The 26,661-nt window shown below is 63.0% G+C and carries 27 protein-coding genes and 1 pseudogene; 17 read left to right on the forward strand and 11 right to left on the reverse strand.

What is annotated here, in order from left to right; all coding sequences use genetic code 11:
• The first annotated feature begins 114 nt into the window (after positions 1 to 114).
• The 3 genes from Thiowin_RS12210 to Thiowin_RS12220 are packed head-to-tail and all read left to right on the forward strand — an operon-like array spanning position 115 to position 2,935.
• On the forward strand, positions 115 to 747 hold the full coding sequence (locus Thiowin_RS12210) for a gluconate 2-dehydrogenase subunit 3 family protein (protein ID WP_328987985.1): 633 nt from the start codon (positions 115 to 117) through the stop codon (positions 745 to 747).
• Complete coding sequence (locus Thiowin_RS12215) at positions 747 to 2,447, forward strand: GMC family oxidoreductase (RefSeq protein WP_328987986.1); 1,701 nt, start codon at positions 747 to 749, stop codon at positions 2,445 to 2,447. Before Thiowin_RS12210 ends, Thiowin_RS12215 begins: the two co-directional genes overlap by 1 nt.
• Positions 2,444 to 2,935 (forward strand): DUF2721 domain-containing protein, encoded by a 492-nt coding sequence (locus Thiowin_RS12220; protein ID WP_328987987.1) that lies wholly within the window; start codon positions 2,444 to 2,446, stop codon positions 2,933 to 2,935. Before Thiowin_RS12215 ends, Thiowin_RS12220 begins: the two co-directional genes overlap by 4 nt.
• Positions 2,936 to 3,067: 132 nt before the next feature.
• Here Thiowin_RS12220 and Thiowin_RS25305 read toward each other — a convergent pair.
• A pseudogene (locus Thiowin_RS25305) lies at positions 3,068 to 3,277 on the reverse strand (hypothetical protein); the annotation flags it as partial.
• A 120-nt stretch (positions 3,278 to 3,397) separates the two neighbouring features.
• On the opposite strand from Thiowin_RS25305, the gene Thiowin_RS12225 reads away from it, so the two are divergent.
• The 5 genes from Thiowin_RS12225 to Thiowin_RS12245 all read left to right on the forward strand — a co-directional run bounded on the left by Thiowin_RS12225 (position 3,398) and on the right by Thiowin_RS12245 (position 7,021).
• Entirely contained in the window at positions 3,398 to 3,625 is a 228-nt protein-coding gene (locus Thiowin_RS12225) for a hypothetical protein (protein ID WP_328987988.1), read from the forward strand.
• Positions 3,622 to 4,107 carry a MerR family transcriptional regulator gene (locus Thiowin_RS12230; protein WP_328987989.1) on the forward strand — a complete coding sequence of 162 codons (486 nt, stop codon included), beginning with the start codon at positions 3,622 to 3,624 and terminating at the stop codon, positions 4,105 to 4,107. The genes Thiowin_RS12225 and Thiowin_RS12230 overlap by 4 nt, the downstream gene beginning before the upstream one ends.
• Complete coding sequence (locus Thiowin_RS12235; protein WP_328987991.1) at positions 4,085 to 4,816, forward strand: hypothetical protein; 732 nt, start codon at positions 4,085 to 4,087, stop codon at positions 4,814 to 4,816. Before Thiowin_RS12230 ends, Thiowin_RS12235 begins: the two co-directional genes overlap by 23 nt.
• Positions 4,817 to 4,966: 150 nt before the next feature.
• A complete protein-coding gene (locus Thiowin_RS12240) occupies positions 4,967 to 6,412 on the forward strand; it encodes an aldehyde dehydrogenase family protein (RefSeq protein WP_328987992.1) in 1,446 nt (481 codons plus the stop codon).
• A 117-nt stretch (positions 6,413 to 6,529) separates the two neighbouring features.
• The gene (locus tag Thiowin_RS12245) at positions 6,530 to 7,021 is read left to right on the forward strand and encodes a DUF302 domain-containing protein (protein ID WP_328987993.1); all 492 of its coding nucleotides are present in this window, start codon (positions 6,530 to 6,532) and stop codon (positions 7,019 to 7,021) included.
• A 126-nt stretch (positions 7,022 to 7,147) separates the two neighbouring features.
• On the opposite strand, the gene Thiowin_RS12250 is transcribed toward Thiowin_RS12245, so the two are convergent.
• From Thiowin_RS12250 to Thiowin_RS12260, 3 genes are all read right to left on the reverse strand, one after another.
• Positions 7,148 to 7,726: an NAD(P)/FAD-dependent oxidoreductase gene (locus Thiowin_RS12250; RefSeq protein WP_408034199.1), complete on the reverse strand. Its 579-nt coding sequence runs from the start codon at positions 7,724 to 7,726 to the stop codon at positions 7,148 to 7,150.
• A gap of 84 nt (positions 7,727 to 7,810) precedes the next feature.
• Positions 7,811 to 8,620: an HvfC family RiPP maturation protein gene (locus Thiowin_RS12255; protein WP_328987995.1), complete on the reverse strand. Its 810-nt coding sequence runs from the start codon at positions 8,618 to 8,620 to the stop codon at positions 7,811 to 7,813.
• Positions 8,613 to 9,488, reverse strand: a complete 876-nt coding sequence (locus Thiowin_RS12260; protein ID WP_328987996.1) for an HvfB family MNIO-type RiPP peptide maturase — start codon at positions 9,486 to 9,488, stop codon at positions 8,613 to 8,615. The genes Thiowin_RS12255 and Thiowin_RS12260 overlap by 8 nt, the downstream gene beginning before the upstream one ends.
• A gap of 346 nt (positions 9,489 to 9,834) precedes the next feature.
• Here Thiowin_RS12260 and Thiowin_RS12265 point away from each other — a divergent pair, with 346 nt between their 5' ends.
• Complete coding sequence (locus tag Thiowin_RS12265) at positions 9,835 to 11,223, forward strand: glycoside hydrolase 100 family protein (RefSeq protein WP_328987997.1); 1,389 nt, start codon at positions 9,835 to 9,837, stop codon at positions 11,221 to 11,223.
• Between the two features lie 142 nt (positions 11,224 to 11,365).
• Entirely contained in the window at positions 11,366 to 11,608 is a 243-nt protein-coding gene (locus Thiowin_RS12270) for a hypothetical protein (RefSeq protein WP_328987998.1), read from the forward strand.
• 79 nt (positions 11,609 to 11,687) lie between these two features.
• On the opposite strand, the gene Thiowin_RS12275 is transcribed toward Thiowin_RS12270, so the two are convergent.
• From Thiowin_RS12275 to Thiowin_RS12295, 5 genes are read right to left on the reverse strand one after another with little or no spacing between them, the layout of a single operon-like run.
• The gene (locus tag Thiowin_RS12275; RefSeq protein ID WP_328988000.1) at positions 11,688 to 12,077 is read right to left on the reverse strand and encodes a YaiI/YqxD family protein; all 390 of its coding nucleotides are present in this window, start codon (positions 12,075 to 12,077) and stop codon (positions 11,688 to 11,690) included.
• A 25-nt stretch (positions 12,078 to 12,102) separates the two neighbouring features.
• Positions 12,103 to 13,296, reverse strand: a complete 1,194-nt coding sequence (dinB, locus tag Thiowin_RS12280; RefSeq protein ID WP_328988002.1) for a DNA polymerase IV — start codon at positions 13,294 to 13,296, stop codon at positions 12,103 to 12,105.
• A gap of 49 nt (positions 13,297 to 13,345) precedes the next feature.
• On the reverse strand, positions 13,346 to 14,305 hold the full coding sequence (locus Thiowin_RS12285) for an ADP-ribosylglycohydrolase family protein (RefSeq protein WP_328988003.1): 960 nt from the start codon (positions 14,303 to 14,305) through the stop codon (positions 13,346 to 13,348).
• A gap of 32 nt (positions 14,306 to 14,337) precedes the next feature.
• Positions 14,338 to 15,156, reverse strand: a complete 819-nt coding sequence (locus Thiowin_RS12290) for a DUF429 domain-containing protein (RefSeq protein WP_328988072.1) — start codon at positions 15,154 to 15,156, stop codon at positions 14,338 to 14,340.
• Positions 15,072 to 15,389, reverse strand: coding sequence for a DUF427 domain-containing protein (locus Thiowin_RS12295; protein ID WP_328983300.1), 318 nt, complete (start codon positions 15,387 to 15,389; stop codon positions 15,072 to 15,074). The genes Thiowin_RS12290 and Thiowin_RS12295 overlap by 85 nt, the downstream gene beginning before the upstream one ends.
• Positions 15,390 to 15,469: 80 nt before the next feature.
• Here Thiowin_RS12295 and Thiowin_RS12300 point away from each other — a divergent pair, with 80 nt between their 5' ends.
• The 7 genes from Thiowin_RS12300 (at position 15,470) to Thiowin_RS12330 (ending at position 23,867) form a co-directional block, all read left to right on the forward strand.
• Complete coding sequence (locus Thiowin_RS12300; RefSeq protein ID WP_328983301.1) at positions 15,470 to 15,928, forward strand: NUDIX hydrolase; 459 nt, start codon at positions 15,470 to 15,472, stop codon at positions 15,926 to 15,928.
• A 20-nt stretch (positions 15,929 to 15,948) separates the two neighbouring features.
• On the forward strand, positions 15,949 to 16,317 hold the full coding sequence (locus Thiowin_RS12305) for a hypothetical protein (RefSeq protein ID WP_328983302.1): 369 nt from the start codon (positions 15,949 to 15,951) through the stop codon (positions 16,315 to 16,317).
• 255 nt (positions 16,318 to 16,572) lie between these two features.
• Positions 16,573 to 18,771: a helix-turn-helix domain-containing protein gene (locus tag Thiowin_RS12310; protein WP_328983303.1), complete on the forward strand. Its 2,199-nt coding sequence runs from the start codon at positions 16,573 to 16,575 to the stop codon at positions 18,769 to 18,771.
• Positions 18,772 to 18,823: 52 nt separating this feature from the next.
• Complete coding sequence (locus Thiowin_RS12315; RefSeq protein WP_328983304.1) at positions 18,824 to 19,384, forward strand: hypothetical protein; 561 nt, start codon at positions 18,824 to 18,826, stop codon at positions 19,382 to 19,384.
• Between the two features lie 11 nt (positions 19,385 to 19,395).
• Positions 19,396 to 22,602, forward strand: a complete 3,207-nt coding sequence (locus Thiowin_RS12320; RefSeq protein WP_328983305.1) for a DEAD/DEAH box helicase family protein — start codon at positions 19,396 to 19,398, stop codon at positions 22,600 to 22,602.
• A gap of 218 nt (positions 22,603 to 22,820) precedes the next feature.
• Positions 22,821 to 23,186, forward strand: a complete 366-nt coding sequence (locus Thiowin_RS12325; protein ID WP_328983306.1) for a hypothetical protein — start codon at positions 22,821 to 22,823, stop codon at positions 23,184 to 23,186.
• A gap of 123 nt (positions 23,187 to 23,309) precedes the next feature.
• The gene (locus Thiowin_RS12330; RefSeq protein ID WP_328983307.1) at positions 23,310 to 23,867 is read left to right on the forward strand and encodes a hypothetical protein; all 558 of its coding nucleotides are present in this window, start codon (positions 23,310 to 23,312) and stop codon (positions 23,865 to 23,867) included.
• Between the two features lie 57 nt (positions 23,868 to 23,924).
• On the opposite strand, the gene Thiowin_RS12335 is transcribed toward Thiowin_RS12330, so the two are convergent.
• A complete protein-coding gene (locus Thiowin_RS12335) occupies positions 23,925 to 24,368 on the reverse strand; it encodes a conjugal transfer protein TraG N-terminal domain-containing protein (protein ID WP_328983308.1) in 444 nt (147 codons plus the stop codon).
• Positions 24,369 to 24,445: 77 nt separating this feature from the next.
• Entirely contained in the window at positions 24,446 to 26,650 is a 2,205-nt protein-coding gene (locus Thiowin_RS12340) for a helix-turn-helix domain-containing protein (protein ID WP_328983309.1), read from the reverse strand.
• Positions 26,651 to 26,661: the final 11 nt, after the last annotated feature.

Here is a 26,661-nt window from a genome sequence, read left to right on the forward strand (position 1 = left end):
TCGGACGGCTGTTTCTTTCGACGGACTGAATCCAGCTGAAAGATTCCGCGGATGCTGGCGGTCTTTGTCCGCAAGCCTGGTCAACCGCAAGCGCCCAAAAAGAGAGGCCACCCCATGATTCGACGGGCTCCACCCACGGAGTCATTGGCTCCAGTCGCGGCCACCCGCGCGGAACTACACGCCTGGCACAATGCGCTCCTCGACCGCCGCGCCTTTCTCGCCCGCTGCGCTGGGGTGACGGTCGCCGGGCTGTTTGCGCCAATGCTGGCTGAAGCCACGATTGCGGAAGCCGATCAACCCGCTAAAACACTGAGCGAAAATGAGCGCATGATGCTGATCGACGCCGTGCAGCAGCATCTGTTCCCCTCCGAATCCGAAGCCCCCGGCGCGCGCGAGATCAACGCCCTGCCCTTCCTGCGCTTCGTGCTGAAAGATGCCAAGACCGACCCCGACGAGCCGGCCTTCATCCTGAATGGCGCCGGCTGGTTGGAGGACCTGAGCCAGCAACGCACCAGCCAGTCCTTCCTCGCGCTCGATAGCGCCGCGCGCGAGTCGCTGTTGCGCGAGACCGCCGCCAGCGAGGCCGGCGAGAATTGGCTGTCCACCCTGCTGCTGTATCTGATGGAAGCCCTGCTGACCGACCCAGCCTATGGCGGCAATCCTGACGGCATTGGCTGGCGCTGGTTGGAGCATATCCCCGGCTATCCGCGCCCGGATGCCGCGACCATCTACCCGAGGCTGCCGTGATGACCGCAAGCAACACCGACACCGATTGCGATGTCTGCATCGTCGGCAGCGGCGCCGGCGGCGCGCCCGTGGCCTGGCGGCTAGCCAAGGCCGGTCAATCCGTCATCGTACTGGAGAAAGGCCCCTGGCTGACAGACCAGCACTTTCGCAAGGATGAACTGGCCTGCTGCCGGCGTGCGGTCTACACCCCCGAGAAGCGCCTGGAGCCCCATGTGGTCGAGGATCGCGATGCCGATGGCGCCTGGGTGGCCAAGTCCACCGCCGAGTCCGGCTGGGATTTCTGGAACGGCAACCTGGTCGGCGGTTCCAGCAATCTGATGAGCGGCTTTTTTCATCGGCTCAAGCCGGTGGATTTTCGCCAACTCGACGAACTTGGCCCAATCGCGGGCGCCAACCGTGCCAACTGGCCGATCAGCTATGACGATTTGGAACCCTATTACGACCAGGTTGAGCCTTTGGTCGGCATTTCTGGCGCCTTGGCCAAGCATCCAAACATCGAACCGCGCTCCAGCGCCGATTTTCCCTATCCACCGACACTGGAACATCCGGTGTCGGCCTGGATCGACGAGGCCTGCGAACGCCTCGGCTATCACGCGCTGCGGGTGCCGCGCGCCATTCTCTCGCGCGGGGCGCTGGGGCGGCGTGCCTGCGAGTACTCCGGTTATTGCGGCAGCTTTGGTTGTTCGAGCGGCGCCAAGGGTGGTGCGCGCGCGGCCTGGCTGACCCCGGCGCTGGCCACCGGACGCTGCGCGATCCGCCCGCGCGCCCAGGTGCTGCGGTTGTTGAGTGATGCGCGGGGCCGGGTGACCACCGCCGAATACGCCGATGCCGAGGGCAAGGTCCGACAAATCACTGCCAAGCGTTTTGTGGTGGCTTGCCAGGCGGTGGAGACCAGCCGCCTGTTGCTCAACTCCCCGGGGCCGAAGTTTCCCCAGGGTCTGGCCAACAACTCCGGTCAGGTCGGGCGCAACCTGCTGTTCTCCGCTGGCGGCTCCGGCTCGGGCGATTTGGAGTACGCCGCCCTGGGCGCGGAGCGCGCGGCGGCACTCAAGACCATGGGACCCTTCGTCAATCGCGCCCTGGATGACTGGTATCTAATCGAGGACAAGGGCTTCGCGGGCGCGGGGAACGAGCGCCGGCACAAAGGCGGCATTGTCGAGTTCCTGCTCGCCCATCCCAATCCCACCGGTCTGGCCAACCGTGCCAAGTGGCGCGACGGCGAGTTGGTCTGGGGCTTGCCACTGAAGCGCCGCTTGGAACAGTGGTTTCGCACCGACCGCACCCTGCGTTTCGAGGTGTTCTGCGACTGGCTGCCAACCGATGATTGCTTCGTCAGCCTGGACCCCAAGGTCAAAGACCGCTGGGGTCAACCGGTGGCGCGCATCCGCATCGGCCATCACCCCCATGATCTGCAAGTCGGGCGCTATCTGGCCGACAAAGCCGAGCGGGTCCTGAAGGAACTGGGCGCGGCGCGGGTGCGCTCCAGCATTAGCGGCGCCCCGCCGCCCAATCTGATGGCCGGCGGCTGCCGCTTCGGGACTGATCCCAAGACCTCGGTGCTGGACGCCGACTGTCGCGCCCATGAGGTCGAGAATCTCTTCGTCACCGACGGCAGCTTCATGCCCACCGGCGGCAGCGTGCCCTATACCTGGACCATCTATGCCAATGCGCTGCGGGTGGCGGAGGGGATGTTGGGATGAGCGAGATCGACACGGGCATGATGGCCCACAGTATTCAACTGGCGGTGGCGCCGGTGTTCCTGCTGACCGGCATCGGCGCCTTGCTCGGGGTCATGGCCGGGCGCATCGCGCGCGTCATTGATCGCTCACGCAAGGTCGAAGCCCTGCTGGCATCGACGATCGCTGAAACCGACCCTGCGCGAACGCGAGCGGCGACGGAAATGCGCCGACTCCAGCAGCGCGCACGCCTGATCAGCTTGGCCATCGGGTTCTGCACCCTGGCGGCGCTGCTCGTGGTGTTCGTGATCGCGGTGCTGTTTCTAGGCGCCTTCTGGCAGTTGGAGGCGTCGCTGACCGTGGCCGGGCTGTTCATCGCCGCCATGGGCAGCCTGACACTGGCGCTGGTGCTCTTTCTGCGCGAAGTCATGATCGCCACGGCGGATCTTTGTTTCGGGCGCGGTCTTGACCGGCGCCCTGAGCGGACATCGGCCCCTCCGCCCGGTGGGTAATCGTACCCGCGCGTGATCTGCAAGCTTCAATCCCCACCCGTGCGATAGCGCAGCGCGCGGCTTCGATGCGCCGAACTGCTGGCGAAACTGGCGGCAGCCCCCGCACATCATCAGATGAAATCGCGGCGCCAGGCGTTCGCGCCTGGACAGGGGGCGGTCGAGATCCTCTGACATCAAACGGGTGGCGTGTCGGCAATTCATCATGGACGGGGTTCCTCGGCCTCTTAACGGATAAACCAGGTGTCTTCCAGACACAAGCGCAGGCCCATGCGGGCGCGATGCAGGATGACCCAGCCCCCAACTGGGACATCGGCAGCTCGCGCTGGCGGATGCGCAAGGCATCAAAGATTTTGCGCTTGAGAATGGAAAACACCCAGGTCTTGAGACTGGCGCGTTTCAGGTCTTGTGGATCTAACGTTCAGGTGATATTTTCAAGCTCCCTTCCAACAACGGAGACTGCTAATGTCATCGAATCTCTTGCTCCATCTCGACCAGCCGCTCGACCAGGCGGGGCAACACAGCCTGCGGCAGTCCATCGCCGCGCGCTTTGACGTGTCATCGGCGGATGCGCATGCCTCCCATCGCTCCCACCTGCTGTTCGTTCCCCTGCGGCTGAACCAGGTCATGCCACATCAGGTGGTGGACTTTGTCCGCGCCCAAGGCTACCCGGCCCGGATCGTCGATCTGTGAGCCGCAAGATCGGGGCGATCGCGGCGCGGCTGGGCGCCACGGTGCGCACCCTGCGCTTCTACGAGGAACAGGGCCTGGTGAACCCACGCCGCACCCCGGGTGGCACCAGGCTCTACAGCGCCGAGGACGAGGCGCGCTTTGCCGCCTTGTTGGCCTTCTCGCGCCTGGGGTTTTCCCTCAAGGCCCTGGCCGGGTTGGCCGGCATCCGAGCAGACAGCACGACCGGGGAGGAAGCGAGCACCCGGGTGCGCGCGCAACTCGAGGCCATGCTGACGGAGCTGAAGGAACAGGCCCGCGCCATCGCCCGCCAGCAGGCGGATCTCAAGCAGGCGCTGGATTGGGTCCGGCGCTGCCAGGGATGCACCAAGCCACCGGTGCGGACGGTCTGCGCCGGGTGTGAACGCGCGCGCGGTTGGGAGACCAGCGAGACCCTACGCATTGTTTGGGATGAGGCGAGCCATGACGAATCCGCAATACCCTGATCTTCACATCCCTAACGTCCAAATGGATGTCCAACTGCGGGTCTGCTATCGCCAGGAATGGCAAGACGGCTTCGGCGCCCGTGGCTGGAAACTCGCGAATGCCCTGCATGACCCTGAGATCATTGCTTCGACACCCGCCACCGGCGAGCGCATCCCGACCTCGGTCTTGGTGCATGACATCCTCGATCATGCCCTCTGCGGCTTGCCGGCGAGCGGGCATCGCGCCGAGGCCGTGGCGCTGATGCAACTGGCCGCGCGCACCCGGGCCGATCCGCGCCCGGACTTCGCCCAAATGGTCGATGAAGATCTGCTGCGGGGGCGCGTCAATGGTGAGTCAGCACGCTCCTTTCTGCCGGACGATCTGCTCGACGCCTTGCCCGATGCCGCGGGAGTGGCCGACGAGCGCTTGCTCGCGATGCTGGTGCGCACCCTTGACCAGTCAACCCTGCGCACGCGCCTGATCGCGCATTTCTTCACCCTCGGTCAGGCGGGCGCCGCGCAAGCAATGGCCCATTATCGCGCACGGGGGCTGGATACCGAGCGGCGCGGCGCCCTGGGGCTGGCACTGCAACAGGTGTTCGAGCAGGCGGATCGCTGGGTGGTGGAACAACACCTGGACATGGCGGAGGGGAGCGTGCGATTCACCGCCGATCAGCTCTGGTTCAAGCTCGAACACCCCAAGTCCAGGGTAGCGCGCGGGACATACTAAGACATTGCGGCACTGCCGATCAGGCGCCACCGTTGCCGGGCGGAGGACGCGCTCGCGATTCCTGATCCCCAACGGAACCGACCCCTGTCATTGCAGGGAATCGGCGCGCATACCACCCCAGCCGTCACAGGACCATTCGGAGACGCCCTCATGACTGAGCCCCATTTTGAACATCGCATCGCCGCAGCCGTGGTCCCAGTCGGACGGCTGCTGGTGCGCAACCCCTTCGACCTGACCCCCATCGCCACCGTGAATCAGGTGGATCAGGCGGGCGTGGAGCAGGCGTTGGCCATCGCCCAGAGGCTGTTTCGGGATCGCGCCGGCTGGTTGCCCGCGCACCAGCGCATCGCCATCCTGCGCCGAGCGGCCGAGCTGATGGAAGAACGCGCCGAGGCGCTGGCCCTGGAAGCGGCACGCGAGGGCGGCAAGCCATTGCAGGACTCCCGGGTCGAGGTGGCGCGCGCCATCGACGGGCTGCGTAACTGCGCCGAACTCCCGCGCAGCGCCGGCGGACGCGAAATCCCCATGGGCGCGACCGCCGCCTCGGAGGGGCGCCTGGCCTTCACCACCCACGAGCCTATCGGCCCGGTGGTCGCCATCAGTGCCTTCAACCATCCGCTGAACCTGGCCGTGCATCAGGTTGGGCCGGCGGTGGCCGCCGGCTGTCCGGTGGTGATCAAACCGGCCGAAGACACCCCGCTGTCCTGTCTGCGGCTGATCGACCTGCTGCGCGAGGCCGGCCTTCCCGCCGGCTGGGCGCAAGCCCTGATGACCGACAGCCTCGCCACCGCCGAGGCCCTGGCCACCGATCCGCGCGTGGCCTTCTTCTCCTTCATCGGCAGTGCCCGGGTGGGTTGGCACTTGCGCTCACGGCTCGCTCCCGGCACCCGCTGCGCCCTGGAGCATGGCGGCGCGGCGCCGGTGATCGTCGACCGCGATGTCGATCTGGATCGCATTGTTCCCCTGATCGCCAAGGGCGGTTTCTACCATGCCGGGCAGGTTTGTGTGTCGGTGCAGCGGGTCTATGCCGACCCCGAGATCGCTGTCCCTCTGGCGCGGGCGCTGGCCGCCGCCGGCGCGGCCATGCCGGTGGGCGATCCAAGCGCCGAGACCACCGCCATCGGCCCGCTGATCCGACCGGCGGAGACCGAGCGCGTGCATGCCTGGGTGCAAGAGGCCATCGCCGCCGGCGCCGAGTTGATCGGCGGCGGTCAGACGCTGTCCGCGACCTGTTACGCACCCACGGTATTGCTCGATCCGCCCGAGGATGCGCGCGTCAGCACCCAGGAGATTTTTGGCCCGGTGATCCTCGTCTACCGCTGCGCGAATCGCCAGGACGCCATCCGCCGCGCCAATGCCCTGCCGTTCGCCTTTCAGGCGGCGGTGTTCAGCCAGAATCTGGACTTCGCGCTGCACACCGCGCGGCAGCTCGACGCCGCTGCCGTGATGGTCAATGATCACACCGCCTTTCGTGTCGATTGGATGCCCTTTGCCGGACTGCGCCAGTCCGGGCTAGGCACCGGCGGCATTCCCTACAGCTATCGCGACATGCAGGTCGAAAAGCTGCTGGTGCTGCGCGATGATGGTCGCGGGTGACGGGCCGAGGTCATGGCGGAGGTGATACCAGTGCCTGATCATCGACCATCGAAAGAGTCGCTGTTCGCCGAATCTTGTCACGCATGGAATTTCTTAACCACAACCGGAGCGTCTTCAATGCCCAACACAACCGCGCAACTGACCCGACAGGCACTGCTTGTTCTGCTGCTGATGCTGGCTGTTGTGCCAGCCGCCTTCGCCGCTGAACCCTCCGCCGCTGAACAGGGCTTGGCGCAACGCACCAGCCCCTATTCGGTCCCGGAGACTCTCGACCGACTCGAAGCCCTGTTGCAGGAGAAAGGCGTCATCGTCTTTGCCCGCATTGATCACAGCGCCGGCGCCCAGGAGGCCGGACTCGAACTCCCGCCCATGCAGCTGCTGATCTTCGGCCACCCCAAGGCCGGCACACCGCTGATGCGGGCCGTGCCCAGCAGTGGTCTGGATCTGCCGCTGAAGGTGCTGGTGTGGGAGGACGCCGACGGACAGACGCAGGTGATCTGGAACACCCCGGATTACCTGATTGAGCGCCACGGCCTGGATGCGTCCTATCGCAAGAACCTGGCCGCCGTCGAGGGACTGATCAACGCGGCGCTTCAGCCAGCGCCCTGAGGCAACGGCGAGTCCGTGCGCGGATGGCCAGCGCGGCTGTCCGCCCGGTCTCGCGGCCAGGCATCCAAGTCTCGACTGCCGCCGGTGCCGAGCCAGCGGTGCGTGGTTCATGTCGGGCGCTCCGGGTCAGCGCTCATCATTCAGATCATCACGGGTGCGCCGAAAGCGCAGATGCGCGATGTCGGGCGGGAAGAACATGGCCCAGTTCCATTCCAGGTAGACACGGATCTTGCGCGCCAGGGTCGGGATATAGAGCAGGTAGAACCCGCGCCAGAGCAGCCAGGGAATGAATCCGGAGATGTTGACCCCCTGGATGCGCGCCACCGCGCGGTTGTGACCAATGGCTGTCATCAGCCCCTTGGGCCGATATCCAAAGGCCTGGGTGGCCTCCCGGCGCGCGACCCGGGCGATATTGGCCGCCAGTTGCGGACCCTGATGCAACGCGAACTGCGCCGTGGGCGGACAACTCGCCCCATCGGTGCGGCGATTAGGCACCGCGGCACAGTCGCCGATGGCCCAGACGCCGGCCAAGCCCGGCACTGACATATCGGAGGCGACTCGCAGCCGCCCGCGCACCTTCTCGACCGGCAGCGCCTCGATCAGCGGATGCGTGCGACTGCCAATGGTGCAGACAAGGGTCCCGGCCTCGATGCGCCGTCCATCCTTGAGGGTAATCCCGCAGGCATCGACGCCGTGCGCCGGCATGTCGAGCAACACCTCCACACCGCCATGCCGGGGACCAGGATGCGCGGGGCCTGGTCACGATGGTCTTGTGGCGCGTGCATTCGTTTAGGCATGCATCCCTCCCGTGCGCGCGGTTCCGAGCAGAATCTGGCGCTCGCGCAAATCGGTCAGCAGACTGTCACCGGCGGCGAGCAGTTGATCAGGCCGCGCGAGCCCCAATTCCTCGCCGATCATGACCAGCACCTGCCGGCCACTGCGGTGATGTCCCTCGCGCAGCAATTCCAGCAGGCGTGCCGTGACGGCGTTGACCTGCAGGAAGGCGACCCGCTCCCGGCGGTCGCGGTAAGCGACCAGATGGGTCGGTTCCCGAGGCGGGGTGCGGGGCGGATCGGCGGGATCGATGGCATGCACCGCGAACCGATAGGTCAAACTCCAGGCTAGCGGTGAGACCACGGGCGCGCCTTGCAGCAGATCCCCATTGGGATCGGCCAGCGCCGGCCCGGCATCCAGCTCGCTGAACAGCAGCGCGGTCTCGACCCATTCGTAATGGGCCAGTTCGAACAGATACGGCGGATCGTCAGGCACATCCGCTCGGCTCGTGCTGAGATAGGCCAGCCACTCCTGCCCGATCTCCGGAAACAGTGGCGTGCTCGCGCGATGTTCGCGCAGAAAACCGCGCACCAGCGCCTGCCAGCGGATCGAGCCGAGACAGGCGTGCAGGACCGGGAACCCTTGCCCGAGCAGCGAGGAGAGGTTGTTGAACACCAGTTCACGGTAGATGCGCAGGCGCCGGGCCTCAATGCCCGGCGGCGGGGCTTGGCCGTCGGGATCGCGCAGATGCGCGGCCAAGGTCCGTTGCACCTGCATGAAGTCCGGCTCGGCGCCGGCGTGGCTTTGATAAGCGGAATCAGGCATGCGCGTATCCCCCAGTCATGGCCGCGACCTGGCCAGGCGGTATGCCAGCACGCGCCTGACAGGCGCTGATTTGGCGAACCTCGGCGGTCAGGGTCGCGAGCGGCGGGAGATTGAAGTCGCGCTCGAGCAAGGTCGGGAAGACACCAAAGCGCGCATAGGCCTCCTCGAGCAACGCCCAGACGGGCGCGATGACATCGGCGCCATGGGTGTCGATCCGCAGATCGGGCGCCTCCTCGTAGTGACCGGCGATATGGCCGTAGGCGATGCGCCGCGCGGGCAGTCCAGCGAGGAAACCCGCCGGGTCATACCCATGATTGATGCCGTTGACAAAGACATTGTTGACATCGAGCAGCAGGTCGCAATCGGCTTCCTCGAGCACGGCTGTGATGAAGTCAAGCTCGCTCATCGTCTGCCCGGGCGCGGCGTAGTAAGAGACGTTCTCCAGCGCGATACGCCGCTCCAGGATGTCCTGCACCTGGCGCACGCGCGCCGCGACATGGCGCACCGCCTCCGGGGTGAAGGGAATCGGCAGCAGATCGTAGAGGTGACCATCGTCGCTGCAATAGCTTAGGTGCTCGCTATAAAGATCAATCCGATGGCGGTCGAGAAAGACCTTTAGCCGGCGCAGAAACGCGGTATCCAATGGCTCCGGTCCGCCAATCGACAACGACAGGCCGTGGCAGACAAAGGGCGTGCGCTCGGTCATACTCGCCAACCAGCGCCCCCAGCGCCCGCCGACGCCCATCCAGTTCTCCGGCGCGATTTCCCAGAAATCGATCTCCGGCGGCGTTTGATCGAGGACATCACCCATGAAGGCGCGCCTGAGACCGAGGCCAGCACCGGTGATCGGATCGTATGGATCGTTCATGACGGACTCCGCGTGGTTCAGATTCCTGAGCGCTGTCGCCAAAGTCATTGGCAACGCAGGGCTCTTGGCCGGACACTTTTGTCTCACCTACTGGCCCTCTCACCTGCTGGCTGGCTGGCCAGCCAGATGAATAGGCGCCCCCCGGCTGCGTCTCCCTGTCAGAGACCGCCAGACCCTCACGGATCTTTCACCCTGCCGCCAAAACATCCCACCCTTGGGCTATGAAAGACATCCGCCAGATCCCGGGTCTTCCAGAGAGCTCAGTGCAAAGCGATCCAAAGCGCTCGGCCCCATCATTGGGTCGTACCGATGCCGTTGGAGCACAACCTTGAGGGATCGAACGCCTATGAATCCGCACGCACGACAGGCCGCCTGGCGGCTACTGGAGTCCTCGGTGGTGACCTACCAGGGCCAGCCGGTCGGCACCGTGGCGGCGCAAGATACGGACATCGCGGCGCTGAATTATGATCAGGTCTTCACCCGCGATTTCGCCATCTCGGCCTTTGCCTTCCTGCTCGACGGGCGCGCGGAGATAGTGCGCAACTTCTTGCACACGGCCGTGCGCCTGCAAAGCCAGGAGCGTCAGCTCGACTGCTTCAAACCCGGCAAGGGGCTGATGCCGGCCAGCTTTAAGGTGAGCTGCGCAGGGAATCGGGAGACGCTGATCGGCGATTTCGGCGAGCACGCCATCGCCCGTGTGGCACCGGTCGACTCGGGCTTCTGGTGGTTGCTGATCCTGCAAAGCTATGTGCGCGCCACCGGAGACTGGGCCTTTGCCCACCGGCAGGACCTGCAACAGGCGCCGCGGCTGATTCTGGATCTGTGCCTGACCAGCCGCTTCGACATGTTCCCCACCATGCTGGTGCCGGACGGCTCCTTCATGATCGACCGGCGCATGGGGGTGTATGGCTATCCGCTCGACATCCAGGCGCAGTTCTTCGCCGCCTTGTGCGCCGCCTCCGAGCTGCTTGATGACAGCGATGCCGCCAGCGCCGCCTATCGGCCGGTGCTCGATGAGCGCCTGTCCCACCTGGCCCATCATGTACGCACCTACTACTGGCTGGATCTCCCCCGGCTGGGCCAGATCTATCGCTATGGGGTGGAGGAATACGGGCCGACCTCCATCAACAAGTTCAACATCTACCCGGACACCATTCCCGACTGGCTGATGGACTGGCTGCCGGAACGCGGCGGCTATCTGGTCGGCAATCTGGGGCCGGGCCGACTGGATTATCGCTGGTTCGGCCAGGGCAATCTGCTCGCTTGCGCCGCCGGGCTGGCCAGTCCGGACCAGACCGGCGCCATCATGCAGTTGTTGGTGGATCGCCAGGAAGATCTGATCGGAGCGATGCCGGCCAAGCTCTGCTTCCCCGCCCTGGCCGATCAGGACTGGCGCATCCTCACCGGTTGCGACCCCAAGAACCGCCCCTGGTCCTATCACAACGGCGGGCACTGGCCGATGCTGCTGTGGCTGCTGACCCTGGTGAGCCTGCAAACCGGCGCCGAGGACCTGGCCGAGCGCGCCCTGCACACCGCCGAGCGACGTCTGCTGCAGGATGACTGGCCGGAATACTACGACGGGCGCCGGGGTCGATTGGTGGGCCAGCAGGCGCGGCGGCAACAGACCTGGAGCGCGGCGGGGTATCTGGTGGCCTGCCAACTGCTGGAACAACCCGAGCGCGCGGCGCTGTTGCGCATGGGGCGCGCGATCTCTGGGCGCGGCTGTGTCAGCTGAGGATGCGACTCAGGGACTCCGGTTGCCAAGGCTTGCGCGACAGCGGTGCCCAGCGGGATTGTCATCGCCCTGAAAGATTCTCCCGCCCACGGCGGTCTTTGCAGCTAAGCCTCCCCAAACCGCCACCCGAGGGCCTGCGCGCGTGAACTGCCGATCCTTCCGTCGTCATCTGCTGATCGATCCCCGGCATCTCGATGCAAGCTTGCGCGACCATGCCGCTCGCTGCTCGTTCTGCGCGCAAGCCCTGGAGCGCGCGCTGGCGTTCGAGCGCCGGTTGGCGGATGCCGTGCAACAGGAGTATGGACAGGTCGCCGGCGGCGAGCGCCTTGACGGTGCTGATCACGACCCGGGTCACAACCCGAGTCACGACCAGAGATCCGTTTGAGCGCTCTCCGCTATTCACTGGCGCGACTGACGCTGGCCAGGATCTTATCGAGGTGACCAGCAAAGGCCTTGCGATCACTTTAACTCAAGGCCGGAGGCCCACCGGTGTTGATGCCGCTGGCTCGGAGTGTCTCCATGAAGTCGCGGACATTTAGTCGCGCACGGATGTTCTCGCTGGTGAACAACTCGCCACGATGACTCAGTACCTGGCCGCCCTGGTCGATGACGGCGGCGGCCAGGGGGATATCGCTGGTGATCACCAGATCGCCGGCTGCGATCTTGTCGAGAATGGCTTGATCGGCAACATCGAAACCGGATCGCACGCGCAGGCTTTTGATGAAGCGCGACGGCGGGGTTGGCAGTGCCTGATTCGCCACCAAGGTGAGAGGAATCCGGCAGCGCTCGGCGGCGCGGAACAAAATGTCCTTGATCACCTGCGGGCAGGCGTCGGCATCGACCCAGATGTGCATCGTTTTGGCTACTCCGTAAACAGCGTCAGTTACCCTGATGATGGAGACCGATCCCGCGCTGAATGGCCTCGGCACCAAAGCGGTGGCGGATGGCGTCGAGCGTCTCCGTTAAGCCATTGTCCGCGGGATTGCGCCCGGTCTCGGCGGTCTCAAACAGATCAAGCTGCTGGCCGGTGGTGGGTTGCGACCAGCCGGAGAGTCCCAGGCCGATTAGCCGCACGGGCCGGCCAGTCCAGGTGGCTTCGCTCGCGAGCAGTGACCAGGCGACCTGATACAGGTCCTGCTCATCCGCTGTCGGCACCCGCAGTGAGCGCGAGCGCGTATGGGTCTCGAAGGGATAGAAACAGACCTTCAGGGTGACCACCCTACCCAGGCGCCCGGTCTGGCGCGCGGTCCAGGCGACCTCGCGCGCGGCCCAATGGAGGGTCTCCGCGAGTTGCTTCGGGTCCGTGACATCCTCGGGGAAGGTCCTCTCCTTGGAGATCGACAAGCGCTCCCGATCCGGGTAGAGCCGGTCATCGGCAATGCCCCGCGCCTGATAATAAAACTGGGTGCCGGCCCGCGCGCCGCAGTGCTGGCGCAGGGTCTCGAGCGACAGCTCGCGCAAATCGCCGACGGTTTTGACCCCAAGCCGGGCCAGGCGCGGGGCTGTTTTCACGCCCATGCCGCGCAGGACGTTGAAGGGCATGGGGGCGAGAAAGTCCGCTACTTGCTCCTCTAGCACCACCGTCAAGCCATCCGGTTTGTGATAGTCGGAAGCCAGCTTGGCGATGAGCCGGTTGGGGCCGATGCCGACCGAGGCGGTCAATCCGACGGCTTGGCGGATGCTGCCCTTGACCTGTTCGCCGATGACCCGGGGTGGCCCGAACAGGGCGGTGAGCCCGGAGACGTCGAGATAGGCTTCGTCGATCGAGACGCGTTCGATCCGGGGTGAGATGGTCGCAAGCACGGCCATGATCTGCGCGGAGACTTGGGCATAGTGCGCCACGCGCGGGCGGACATAGACCGTTTCCGGCGGCAAGCGGCGCGCGGCCTGGGTGATCGGCATCGCGGAATGCACGCCGAAGCGGCGCGCTTCGTAGGAGCAGGTCGCGACCACGCCGCGACCTCCGGGCTGGGCGCCGACCACCAGCGGACGACCGCGCCATTCGGGGTGATCGCGCTGCTCGATGGCCGCGAAGAAGGCATCGAGGTCGACATGCAGAATCAAACGTGGCATCGCGCTGGTTGGGTGGCGGCTGATCGACTTGATTCAGTGGCTCGGGGCCTCAGTAGCTCTGGCGAGATCGATGTCCATCCACGGCGGCCGCGAACGCACCCGCCTCGCGCAACAGACGGTCGGCGTCTTCGAGCTGGGCCAGATGGTCCATCGGCAAGGCGCCCAGTCCGCGCGCGGCGCCCCACAGGCCGCCGGCCATGGCGCCGATGGTGTCGACATCGCCGCCGACGTGGCGGGTGAAGTCGAGCAGATCGATGAAGGGCTCGGACAGATGACGCAGTGCAATGTAGACGGCGGTTGGACAAGAGTCGGCGGCGGTGATCGCGTGGCCAAGTTGGCGGGCGACGGTCTTGTGCGCGATGGGCTTGTCGTGGCTCAACCACTGCGCGGCCAGCGAGAGCTTGGCGGCAACAGCCGGCGTCCAATCCTGTGCCTGGAAGTCCGTCCAGAAGGCTGTTGGGCTGAGGCCGCGAAACAGCATACCCGCCACCAAGGCGATCAGCACCGCGCCTTCCTGGCCCTGCGGGTGCGCGTGCGTGATCGCGGCACTGGACCGAGCAGCTTGGATGATCGCGTCCTTGCCCTGAGCGGCGAAGAACAGTCCAATCGGCACCGCGCGCATCGCCGCGCCATTGCCGAAGGAGCCCTGCGCATAGACGGCGCGGCAGGCCACAGTCCAATGGTGACCGCGCCGGATGCGCTTGAGGATCTTGGCCGCACCGGGACCATAGCCGCGCGACCAGCGATAGGAGCATGCGAAACGCCGTGCCAGATCGTCTTGGTCGACGCGGCCAAGCTCGGCCAGGGAGGCGGCGACATTAAAGGTCATCTGGGTGTCGTCGGTCCAGCGTCGGCGACCCTGACGGGTGCCAATCACGCGCCACAGCAGTCCTTCGAGTGGTCCGCCTTCGTGGGGCGCGCCCCAGGCATCGGCCAGGGCCACGCCGAGCAAGGCGCCCTGGATGCGATCGAGCGGATCGGATGGCGGTGTTGGGGCTTGGTTAGGCATTATCGGAAGCCTGATCCCCCAGGACTCTCTGGTCAAGTCGCGGCAGATTTTGGGCCTGGTGGTCCATGCACCAGGCGCGGATCCGCGATCAAGCCTTCGAGCGGGTCGATTGTGGACATGGACCAGGACCTCGTGGCTTCTGGCGCGATGGGCTGACCAACATCATCCGCCCACTGCCTCCAGGCCCAGGCGGCCTGGATGGCGCAGAGCAAGGCATCCAGGCTATCGCCGCTGGGATCATCGGCCAGGCTGGCCGGGGCTTCAATCGTCAGACCATAGTCCGCGCGGGTGGCGCCGTCCAGGATCGCCGCCAGCAGTTCGCGGCGCGCTTGTTCCCGCGCGGGGCTCTGTTTCTTGGGATCATCCTGCTTGTAGGATCGGCGTCCGATCAACGCGCGCGCGAGCAAGCCGGGATAGGCTTCGACGCACAGGCGCCCGGGGTCGCCGGCATGGATGCCGGGGATCGTCACGCCGGCGCGCAGCAACCGGGGAGCACCCTCGAAGAACATCAGTCCGACCGGGGTGCCATGGAGCTTCTGCGGGCTGATGGCGCCGGCGGCGCGATCGGTGGCGCGCCGATGTTCCTTGTCCCCAGCGGGCCGCTGGGCGCGGTAGGCGTCGAGCGCCTGGCGAAAGCCCGCGCGTCCCAGGGCTTCGGCGTGACGCACGTAGCCGGACCAGGTCATGGGCCAGCCGATGTTGGCGAGAAAGGTGCGCGACTGGCCGAAGGGAAAATCCAGGCCGGCGATCCAGGGGCCGGGTTGGTTCAGGAAGGACTCAAAGGAGGCGAAATCGCTCCAGCACGCGAGCGAGCCGGCAACGAGTCGATCGCCTTGCAGCCGACATGGCAGATCGGCGGGCTGCCGGTTTCCAGGGCGCGGAGGGCGGATTCGGTGGTGGCGATGCGGCTCTCACCGGCATGGATGGTGATGAGCCGGTCATCAGAACGGTAGGTTGGCGGACGGGGGTAATTCCAGACGGACTCCTGGCCAGGTCCGGGAACCTGCGCGAAGGGCGGGCGTTGCTGGCCGCGATAGTGCCAGGCGTCGCGGGCGGCTTGTAAACCGGATCGAGTGTCGGGCATGCTGGGCGGCCTCGGCTTTGACAGATTGGCTTCTGTGTGCAGACATAGGGCGTTTTCGGCAATGAGCAAGAAGGTGCGCGATGACGAAACCCGAAACACCGCTGCTAGCCGCGGACATCATCATCGAGCTCAATGACCGGCCAGGCCGGCCCATCGTGCTGATTGAACGGCGCTATCCGCCACTGGGTTGGGCGATTCCCGGCGGTTTTGTCGACGTCGGGGAGCGCATCGAAGCCGCCGCCATGCGCGAGGCGCGGGAGGAAACGGCCTTGCGGGTGAAGTTGCGCGCACTCCTGGGGCTTTACTCCGATCCAGCGCGCGATCCGCGAGGCCATACGGTCAGCGCGGTTTGCGTGGCGGAGGCCACCGGAGAGCCCCGAGCGCAGGATGATGCCCGTCACTTGGCGATTTTCGCGCCAGAGGCGCTGCCCGAACCTCTCGCGTTCGATCATGCGCGGATTCTCGATCATTTCCGGCGCTACCGCGAGACGGGCCTGATCACCCCGTTGTGGTCGCCGGATTCCCTGGACAACGTCTGAGCCTCGCTCACGCCGTCATCATGCCCACCCTGTTTTCCATTATCGAATCCCCCGGTCATCCGCGACTCGACGGTCTCTATCAGCGCCTTGGCATCGAGCAGGTGAAGCTCAGCTCCCAGCGCAAGGCCCTGCAGAAGACCTCACCCGACTGGGTGGTGGCGGAGTTCTTCTATGGCTTCGGCAACAACTACGCCGGAGCCAATGTCTGCAATCTGGACGTCTTGCTCGCCACATTGCGCAAGCAGGTGCCAAACGCGCGGGTGATTGTGCTGGTCACCAAGGATCAGGCCGGGTATGTTCCCTTGCTGGCGGAGCGCTTTCCGCTGCATGCGGTTCTGACCTTGCCGGTAGGCGAGGCGGACATGGAGGCAGCGCTGACGGACCAATGAAGGGATCATCACCTTTAACCGCCTGAGCTCTCTCTACTCCAGACCTCCCAGGTCCAGATTTTTCCTCCCACGTAAGCGCTTGAATCTCCGTCTTACCCGACGTTTTTTGGACATTTCCGTCCGACGTCGAGAAGTCGTTTTTTGGACAAACACTGACACAGTTATTCGTTTTATATAAAAATAATTCTGGAAAAATAAAAGAAAGATTGGCATGATCGGGTGAAGTGGTTTTATCCTCATCAAGGAGCTTCCCTGGTGACCCAAATCGAGTTGCTTGCCGAGCCGGCGGGTGCGTTGGATCGCGCGGTGCGTTTCGAGCTTGGTGGTGGCTATGCGCTGCATCTGCCACGCGGTCCACGCGCGCTCGGCACGCTCTACCATCGCGGCACCCCGATCAAGCAAGTGAACCTGCGTGACAACGCCGAGCGTCGCCTCTTGGCTGTGGAGCTGATGCAAAAAGGCGTCAATCAGAGCCGCTTGGCCGAGGCATTGAAGCTTAGCCGCCAGACCCTGCACAACTATCGGGAGAGCTACCGGGAATTCGGCGTTCAGGGACTTTTGCACGGCTACAGTCCCGCCACCAGCAAGGACGAGGAACTCCATCGCCATCTCAACGTCAACAAGCGCCGTCCCGGCTCCAAAGCCCGCGAGCTCGAAGCCCTGCGCCGCGCCAAGCGTAAGCAGGCCGAAGGTGAGGGACAGGCCGAGCTGGACTGGGACGGGGAGACAACCTATGAACTCCAAGAGCCGGCGATTGAACAAACCCTGAGTGCGGCGCTGGCTGGCTCGAACGCGACACTACCTCAATCGGAGCCGGCCGAGGTGGTGGCGAGCGAGCGTCCTTATGCCGAGAACCATGACTGGGAAGAAAGCCGCTACGCCGGCATCTTCCCCATCCTCATGGTCTTGATCAGCCAATGGCGCTGGCTGAGCGGGGTGATGAAACTGTTTGGCGCCGGCTGGAAGCTGTTCATGGTCTTCGCCCTGATGGGCGTGAGCAACATCCGCTCCATCGAGCAACTCAAGCACGTGCGCCGTGACGAGGCCGGGCGGATGCTGGGGATTGGCACTCTGCCGTGCCTGGAGACTATTTGGAGCTGGTTCCATGCGGTGGCCAAGCAAGGGCGCGCCGCCGTGCTGGTGGCCAGCTTTTCCGACGACCAACTCCAGCGCGGCTTGGTCGGCACGGATGTATGGTTCACCGATGGCCATCTGCTGCCCTATACCGGGATGCACAAGGTCCATGCCAGTTATCACACCCAACGGCGCATGCCCACCCCGGGGCAGACCAATCTGGTCACCTGCGATGCGCGCGGGCGCGTGGTCTGCTTTGACATCCAAGAGGGAAAAGGCGATCTGCGCGCGCGCATTCTTGCCTTGGGCGCCTATGCGCGTGAACAGGGTTTGGGCGTGATGCCTTTGCAGGTGTTTGACCGTGAAGGCGACGGGCTGGCGTTTTTCTCCACCCTGGTCGCCACCGACACGCCCTTTGTGACCTGGGAAAAGAACGCCGATGCGGCGCGCTTGGGTGGGTTGGAGGCAGACGCCTTCACCGAGACGCTGTCGTTGAACGGGACCGAGTACCGGCTGCTGGAGGAGGTGAAGGCCTGTACATTCACCCCGGAGCCAGCACACCCCGAGGCGCAGCCGGCGCCCGCGCATTCCTTCACACTGCGCCGGGTGGTGATCTGGAATTTGCGCACCGGGCATCGCACCAGCATGGTTTGTTGGGATGGCGATCTGGCGCTGACCACGGCGGCCATCGCCACGGCCATGCTCAGTCGCTGGGGGGCGTCTGAGAATACCTTCAAGCACCTCCAGGAGCGTCACCCCTATCATTACCATCCGGGGTTTGGGGTGAGTGAGAGCGAGAAACAGGACATCGCCAATCCGGCGATCAAGGCCATTGATGCGCGCCGCCTTGCTCTCAAAACCAAGCTCAACCGTCTCTACAAGCAACAAACCAAGTGCAAGCCCGGGATCAAGAAAGACGGGACCGTGCGCGCGAACAGCAAACACCAGCGTATCGCCGCTGAGATCGCCGCCGCCGAGGCGGAACTGGCGCGGCTGAAGGCGGAGCGCGATCAGTTGCCCGAGCGCGTCGATGTGGGCACCCTGAGCGATTACCGCTCCTTTCAGGCGATCGACAATGACGGCAAGAACTTGTTCGATGTCGTCACTTCCTCGGTGTGGAATGCCCGCTGCCAGCTCATCGATTGGCTTGAGCCGGTCTATGCCAAAGATAGTGATCGGGTTGATCTGCTCTATGCGATTCTCAACTGCCACGGCTGGATTCGCAGCGATGGCTGCTGGGTGGTGGTGCGCCTGGAGCCGTTACAGCAGCCCGCGCGCCGTGCGGCCCAGGAGCAGTTGTGCCGTAAGCTGACCGGTCTGGGGGCGAGAATCCCCGGAGGGAAGTGGCTGCGTATCGAGGTCGGCGACGCGCCGCTTTGATGCAGTATCGCTGCGGGAGCTGTCCAAAAAACACAGGGGTTTTTGGGCGATTTTGGGAGGTCTGCGTTTAGAATCCTACGAAGACACCCTTAACAACCTCCATATCCGCCCCCGCACCAAAACGCAAGCCGACCTCCTCGACACCAACCCCGCCCTGCGCGAAGACTACATGCTCGGCTACTGGCTGGATGTCGAAACCGCCGACAGCCCCTCGCTGCTGAACATCGAGCAGTTCGAGGACCCCTTCGACTACAAGCTCAACATCGCCACCGGCAGCGTCGGCGCCTTCAAGCCCACGCGCGTCGATCTGGTGGAAACCTTCAACTACCTGATCGGCCTGCGCGTCAAAACCATCGAAACCATTCGCGGCGTCAAGGTTGTTACAGGCACCAATCCGAAAGATGAAGAAGTGCTAATTATCTGGCGGAAGGTTAAAGAACTCGACAACGCCGGACTTGAGAAATTCCTTCAGAGGCTGACATTCAATTCACGGGATAGAGACTTCGATCACATCTACGTCAACGGCGATCACACCCTCGAAGACCCGCATTCCAAGGTCAAAATGACCGAGATCGAATTCAAGCGGCTCATGTTCGATGTGCAGGACGTGTGAGGAACGCGGGCATGGCGAAATCAAAAGACAAGACGCACTTCACCGACAAACTCGCGCTCGGGCGCTGGATGCTGGAACAGTTCGGCGTCGAGACCCTGCAAACCTTCAAGGAGCTGCTGGCCGATGCCAACCTGGTGGGCTTCGACGAGGAAAACACCTCGCTGTTCCACTACGAGCTGATCAACAAGCCATTCCGCGAACGGGCGATGAGCGACGAGACCCTGCGGCTCTACGACGAGAACATCGTCCGCCACTGGCGCCGTATCACCGAACGGCGCAACCCGTCCGGTAGCACGCTCTATCCGCTCTATTTTCAGTATCTGACGCTGCTGTTCACCGAGCATTACCTCGACCGCTACTTCAGCGACCGCGCCGCCCTGTGCGCCGATCTGAACGCCTTTCTGATCGACTTCAACGCCAAGCTGCCCGCGCGCGAGCGCATCGAGGACTTCCGCGAGCCAGACCTCAACAAGCTGGCGATCTGGATCGCCACCGGCGGCGGCAAGACGCTGATCATGCAGGTGAACATCCTCCAGTTTCAGCACTACCTGGCCCGCGCTGGCCGCGCCCGCGAGTTCAACAAGACCATCCTGCTCACCCCCAACGAGGGACTGTCCCTGCAACACAAGGAAGAACTCGACCTGGCCGGGCTGGACGGCGACCTGTTCGTCAAAGACGGCGGCAGTCTGCTCAGCCAAGGCACGGTGGAAATCATCGACATTCATAAGCTGCGCGAGAAGGCCGGCGATGTCACCGTGGCCGTGGAAGCCTTCGAGTCCAACAACCTGGTTCTGGTCGATGAAGGCCATCGCGGCGCTGGCGGCGAGGACTGGGTGGGCAAGCGCAATCAGCTTTGCGAGAACGGCTTCTCCTTCGAGTACTCGGCCACCTTTGGTCAGGCCATCAAGGCGGCTGGAACCGCAACGCCGCCAAAGGCTGGAAAGCCGCCATCCAAAGGGTATCGCCTGGTGCAGCAGTACGCCCGCTGCATCCTGTTCGACTACTCCTACAAGTTCTTTCACGCCGACGGCTACGGCAAGGATCACCTCATCCTCAACCTCAGCGAGGAGCGCCAGCAGGACCAGCGCCAGCTCTACCTGAGCGCCTGCCTGCTGGCCTTCTACCAGCAAAAGCGCCTGTTCGTTGACAAACCCAAGGATCTCAAGCCCTATCTGCTCGCCGATCCGCTCTGGATCTTCGTCGGCGGCAAGGTCACCGCCCAGAACGAAGCCAACGCGGAGACGGTCAGCGACATTCACGCCATCCTGCGCTTCCTCGGCGCCTTTGTCGCCAACCGCAAAAGCGAGTCCCTGCGGCACGTCGAGTTGCTGCTCAACCGCCAGGACGATCTGCGCGACCAACGCGACCGCCTCATCTTCGGCGAGGCGTTCCCCTATGTGCGGGACCAGTGGGAAACCACCCAGGCCGATGCCCTGCTGCGCGATCTCATGCAGGTGGTCTTTCATGCCACCGGCACCGGCCTGCTGCATGTGGTCCATCTCAAGGGCAGCGGCGGTGAGATCGGCCTGCGCGTGGGCGAGAACGACTTCTTCGGCGTCATCAACGTGGGCGATGCCGCCAAGCTCATCAAGCAGATCGACCAGGATCCCGATCCCAACCTGACCGTCACCGACCAGGCTTACTCCGCCTCCCTGTTCGAGCGCATCAACAAGTCCGACACCACCATCAACCTCCTCATCGGTGCCAAGAAGTTCACCGAGGGCTGGAGCTCCTGGCGCGTCAGCACCATGGGCCTGATGAACGTGGGCCGTTCGGAAGGCTCCGAGATCATCCAACTGTTCGGCCGCGGCGTGCGCCTCAAGGGCCACAACTTCTGCCTCAAGCGCAGCAGCCACATCCGCACCATGACGCACCCGCCGCACATTCAGCTACTCGAAACGCTGAATGTTTTCGGCATCCGCTCCGACTACATGAAGGAATTCGAGGAGTATCTCGAAGAAGAAGGCGTCGGCGAGAAGACCACCAAGGAGATCATCCTCCCCGTCATCAAGCGCCTCACGCGCAATGACCTGCAGATGATCCGCCCGAACAAGGACATCCCCCCCTTCCGCAAGGCCGAGCGCCCCGCGCTCGACCTGCCGCCCAAGCACCTGGGCCGCGTCACCCTGAACTGGTACCCCAAAATCCAAGCGCGCCGCTCCAAAGGCGCCGTCGCCGCCGTCGCCAACGTCGATCTCAACGAGGGCTACCTCGACGCCCGCCACCTGGCGTTCCTCGACCTGGAAGCGCTCTACTTCGCCATCGCCCAGCACAAGAACGAGAAAGCCTGGTACAACCTCCAGCTCAACCGCGCGCTCATCCCCAAGCTCCTGGCCGACCCGAGTTGGTACCGCCTCCTCATCCCCGCCGATCTGCTAGAGATCCGCGACTTCGCGCGCGTGCGCATCTGGCAAGAGATCGCCCTGGCGCTGCTCAAAAAATACGTCGAGCGCTACATCAACTACCGCAAAGCCGAGTACGAAGCCCCGCACCTGGAGTACTACCCGCTTGAGGAGAGCCACGACAACTTCTTCGACGCCTACCGCGTCTCGGTCGAACTTGGTCGAGACGATTGGATCAAGAAGCTCAACGAGCTGAAGGACAAGCTGAACAACAAGACATTCCGCGACAAGTGGGCTTACGGCAACCTGGAAGCCTTCGACTTCTCACGCCACCTCTACATGCCCCTGATCTACATCGGCAAGACCGACGTTGTGAAGCTCTCACCGGTCGCCCTGAATGAAGGCGAACGCGACTTCGTGCAAGACCTCAAGCACTACCACAGCAACAACGCCGACTTCTTCGCCGACAAGGAGCTTTACCTACTCCGCAACCAAAGCCGAGGCAAAGGCATCGGCTTCTTCGAGGCGGGCAACTTCTACCCCGACTTCATCCTCTGGCTGATCACCGACACCAAGCAATACGTCGCCTTCGTCGACCCCAAGGGCCTCGGCCGAGTCCACGGCCTCGACGACCCCAAGATTCAGTTCCACGCCAAGATCAAAGAGATCGAACAGCGGCTTGGTGACCCGAACGTGGTGCTGAATTCCTTCATCGTTTCCAACACTGACATGAAGGACATCTCGTGGTGGGTTGATGGCGGAGCGACCAAGCAGGACTTTACGGACAATCATGTGCTGTTTCAGCAAGAAGACAAAGACACCTATGTCAGTGTTTTGCTAGCAGCCGCATCGGAAGCGAGTGTTTTATCTCCTTAACCCCTCGATTGCCCTGCGCAATCGAAAGCGCTTATTCGCCACCGATTTCTTTTTCAACGAACGGTCTACTAGAGGAAAAAGCCATGTTTTATGAAACTAGAATAAACCGGACTATTAAGCAGTTTGCTAGACCATCAGTAGCCACTTTTCTTTTTCTAAGCCTGATAGGTTGCGTTAGTACAATGCCTTACTCGGATCCTTTGATGAGGTCTTACAACATGAAGGAGCAAGCCTGCCGATCTGGTCTAGCCACAGCAGAATTTGGGAAAAAACCAAGCAATTACAGAGCTATAATTGAAAAGTATCAAAGACCGCGATTGAAAGATTCCGATGCAGCTAAATTTGATTGGTCTAACGCACTAGGTCCCAAAAAAGGGTATGGTTGGTTTGTCGAGGCGGCTCAATGTAGAGGACATGGTTGGGCAGTTTGCGTTTCTATCAATGGAAAAAATTCTTACGGTGCTTACACGGGATATGTCCCTTTCTTTTATCTCATAAAAAACGGTGAGGTAATTTACTCGGACGGGAGTGTTACCGATCGTAACTATAATTGTCTTAACTTTGATAAACAAACCACTCTGTAAGCAAGAAAAAGAGAAAAGGGCCGTGTTCAAATGGTTTTGGCAGCACTAAAAATAAAGCGACCCTAATGGACCCTTAATCTAAATCTGAATGCGAGACTGATAGTGACTAAAGGGAAACGTACAATGGCGGTGCTATCGTATGGGATCGAAACGCCGAAGCATTTGCTAAAAAAACTTGAGCATGAAGCGAACCAGCTGACAGAGACGCCTCACCCTTATTGTGTATTTAATTTTTTACTTACCGCTGCTGTTTTGGCGGAATGGGTACATAAATACTACGAATCTTACAACTTGCCTGATCCATTTCGATGTCCAACTAAACGCGTTCGAACATGGATTGTTCCGAATCAAGCGATCAAATGGATCACGGAGCGCGGTTGCTTCCCTTATCCGGATGGCGAACGAAAAAAACAGTTGATACAAGTGTTGGCAATTTGCCGGCACATCGCCAATGCCAGCAAGCATTTCCACTGGCAAGATAGCAAGGAAATCCAAGCCATCGGTACCTCGCCGCCTATTGTCAATTGGTCACAGTATTTTTTCACCTCGACCGCCCCAGACATCTATGTCACTATTGATAGGGTGAACTTCGGATTGCAGCAAATTAAAGTTATGTTGCTCCAATTCTACGCACCACTGCTCGATTATCTTGATGAACAGAAGAAGGAAATGGGCGCTTGATTCTATTTACCAAGTGAGGCTAATGAATTAGATAACATAAAAAATCTCTAGGCAGTATTAGAGAAAAGGGCCTGGCTCGAATTGTTTTGGCGCACCGAAAATAAACCGATCCTGGCCCATAACCCCTGGCCCCATAACCCAATAAGCTAACTTGACCAGGGAGCCTTCGACGTCGGTGCCGGACACGGGGGCATTGGCCGCGCCCAGCGATGCGCGAGACAGGGTCGCTTTTCTCACGCCCGCCAGCGTCTGCAACGCATCGGCAAAGCCCTGGCCGGTCATCGCCGGCGTGGAGAACGCCTGCTCCATCAGCCGGGTCACGCCATAGCCGACATTGGACATGGCCGCGCCGACAGCAGCGGGTCCAATGGGGACATTGTCGACCACGCGGACTGAGCCGGTGTAGGCATCTTCCACTGTGACGGATACAGATGTGCCAAAGGCCAGCAGATAGATCAGCATGGCGATGAACAAGCGCCCGAAGTAGAGGGTATTGTTCACCAGGCCCTGAAACCAGACCTCCCAAAATCGCCCCAAAAGGCCCCTAATTTTTGGACAGCTCCCGCAGCGACGCCGCATCAAAGCGGCGCGTCGCCAACCTCGATACGCAGCCACTTCCCCCCGGGGATCCGCGCGCCCAGACCGGTGAGCTTACGGCACAGCTGCGCCTGAGCCGCACGGCGCGCTGGCTGCTGTAACGGCTCCAGGCGCACCACCACCGAGCGGTCATCGCTGCGAATCCAGCCGTGGCAGTTGAGAATCGCATAGAGCAGATCGACCCGATCACTGTCTTTGGCATAGACCGGCTCAAGCCAATCGATGAGCTGGCGGCGGGCATTCCAGACCGAACTGGTGACGACATCGAACAGATTCTTGCCGTCATTGTCGATCGCCTGAAAGGAGCGGTAATCGCTCAGGGTGCCCACATCGACGCGCTCGGGGAGCTGATCGCGCTCCGCCTTCAGCCGCGCAAGCCCCGCCTCGGCGGAGGCAATCTGGGCGGCGATACGCAGGTGTTTGCTGTTCGCGCGTGGGGTGCCGTCTTTCTTGGTTCCGGGCTTGCACTTGGTTTGTTGCTTGTAGAGACGATTGAGCTTGGTTTTGAGGGCCTGGCGCTGCGCGTCAATCGCCTTGATCGCCGGATTGGCAATGTCCTGTTTCTCGCTCTCACTCACCCCAAACCCCGGATGATAATGATAGGGATGACGCTCCTGGAGATGCTTGAAGGTATTCTCAGACGCCCCCCAGCGACTGAGCATGGCCGTGGCGATCGCCACCGTGGTCAGTGCCAGATCGCCATCCCAACAAACAACACTGGTGCGATGCCCGGTGCGCAGATTCCAGATCACCACCCGGCGCAGTTTGAAGCGATGCGCTGGCGCGGACTCCGCATCCGCCTCGGGAGGCACGGGTTTCGGGGGATAAAGACAGGCCTTCTCCTCCTCGAGCAGCCGGTACTCAGTCCCGTTCAACGCGAGCGTCTCGGTAAAGCGTTCCTCCTCCAATCCGCGCAAGCGCGCCGCATCGGCGTTCTTCTCCCAGGTCACAAAGGGCGTGTCGGTGGCGACCAGGGTGGAGAAGAACTCCAGCCCGTCGCCTTCGCGGTCAAAGACCTGCAAGGGCATGACAGCCAATCCCTGTTCACGCGCATAGGCGCCCAAGGCGAGAATGCGCGCGCGCAGATCGCCTTTTCCCTCTTGGATGTCAAAGCAGACCACCCGCCCGCGCGCATCGCAGGTGACCAGATTGGTCTGCCCCGGGGTGGGCATGCGCCGCTGGGTATGATAACTGGCATGAACCTTGTGCATGCCGGTATAGGGCAGCAGATGGCCATCGGTGAACCACACATCCGTGCCGACCAAGCCGCGCTGGAGTTGATCGTCGCAAAACGCCGCCACCAGCGCGGCGGCGCGGCCTTGCTGGGCCACTTCATGGAACCAGCCCCACAGGGTCTCTAGGCAAGGTAGGGAGCCAATCCCCAAGATTCGCCCGGCCTCGTCACGGCGCACGTGCTTGAGTTGCTCGATGGAGCGGATGTTGCTCACGCCCATCAGGGCGAAGACCATGAACAGCTTCCAGCCGGCGCCGAACAGCTTCATCACTGTGCTCAGCCACCGCCATTGGCTGATCAGGACCATGAGGATGGGGAAGATGCCGGCATAGCGGCTTTCTTCCCAGTCGTGCGCTTGCGCATACGCCCGCTCGCTTGCCACCACCTCGGTCGGCCCCGATTGAGGTGGTGTCGCGTTCGAGCCAGCCAGCGCCGCACTCAGGGTTTCTTCGATCGCGGGCTCTTGGAGTTCATAGGTTGCCTCACCGTCCCAGTCCAGCTCGGCCTGTCCCTCACCTTCGGCCTGCGCGCGCTTGGCGCGGCGCAGCGCTTCGAGCTCGCGGGCCTTGGAGCCGGGACGGCGCTTGTTGACGTTGAGATGGCGATGGAGTTCCTCGTCCTTGCTGCTGGCGGGACTGTAGCCGTGCAAGAGTCCCTGCACGCCGAATTCCCGGTAGCTCTCGCGATAGTTATGCAGGGTCTGGCGGCTGAGCTGCAGCGCCTCGGCCAAGCGGCTCTGATTGACGCCTTTTTGCATCAGCTCCACGGCCAACAGGCGACGCTCGGCTTTGTCGCGCAGGTTGACCTGTTTGACCGGGGTGCCGCGATGGTAGAGCGTCCCCGGCGCACGCGGGCCGCGTGGCAGGTGCAGCGCATAACCGCGACCAAGCTCAAAGCGCACCGCGCGCTCAAGCGCACCAGCGGGCGCGGCAAGCAACTCGATTTGGGTCACCGGGGACGCTC

The organism is Thiorhodovibrio winogradskyi, from assembly GCF_036208045.1.
Taxonomy (GTDB): domain Bacteria; phylum Pseudomonadota; class Gammaproteobacteria; order Chromatiales; family Chromatiaceae; genus Thiorhodovibrio; species Thiorhodovibrio winogradskyi.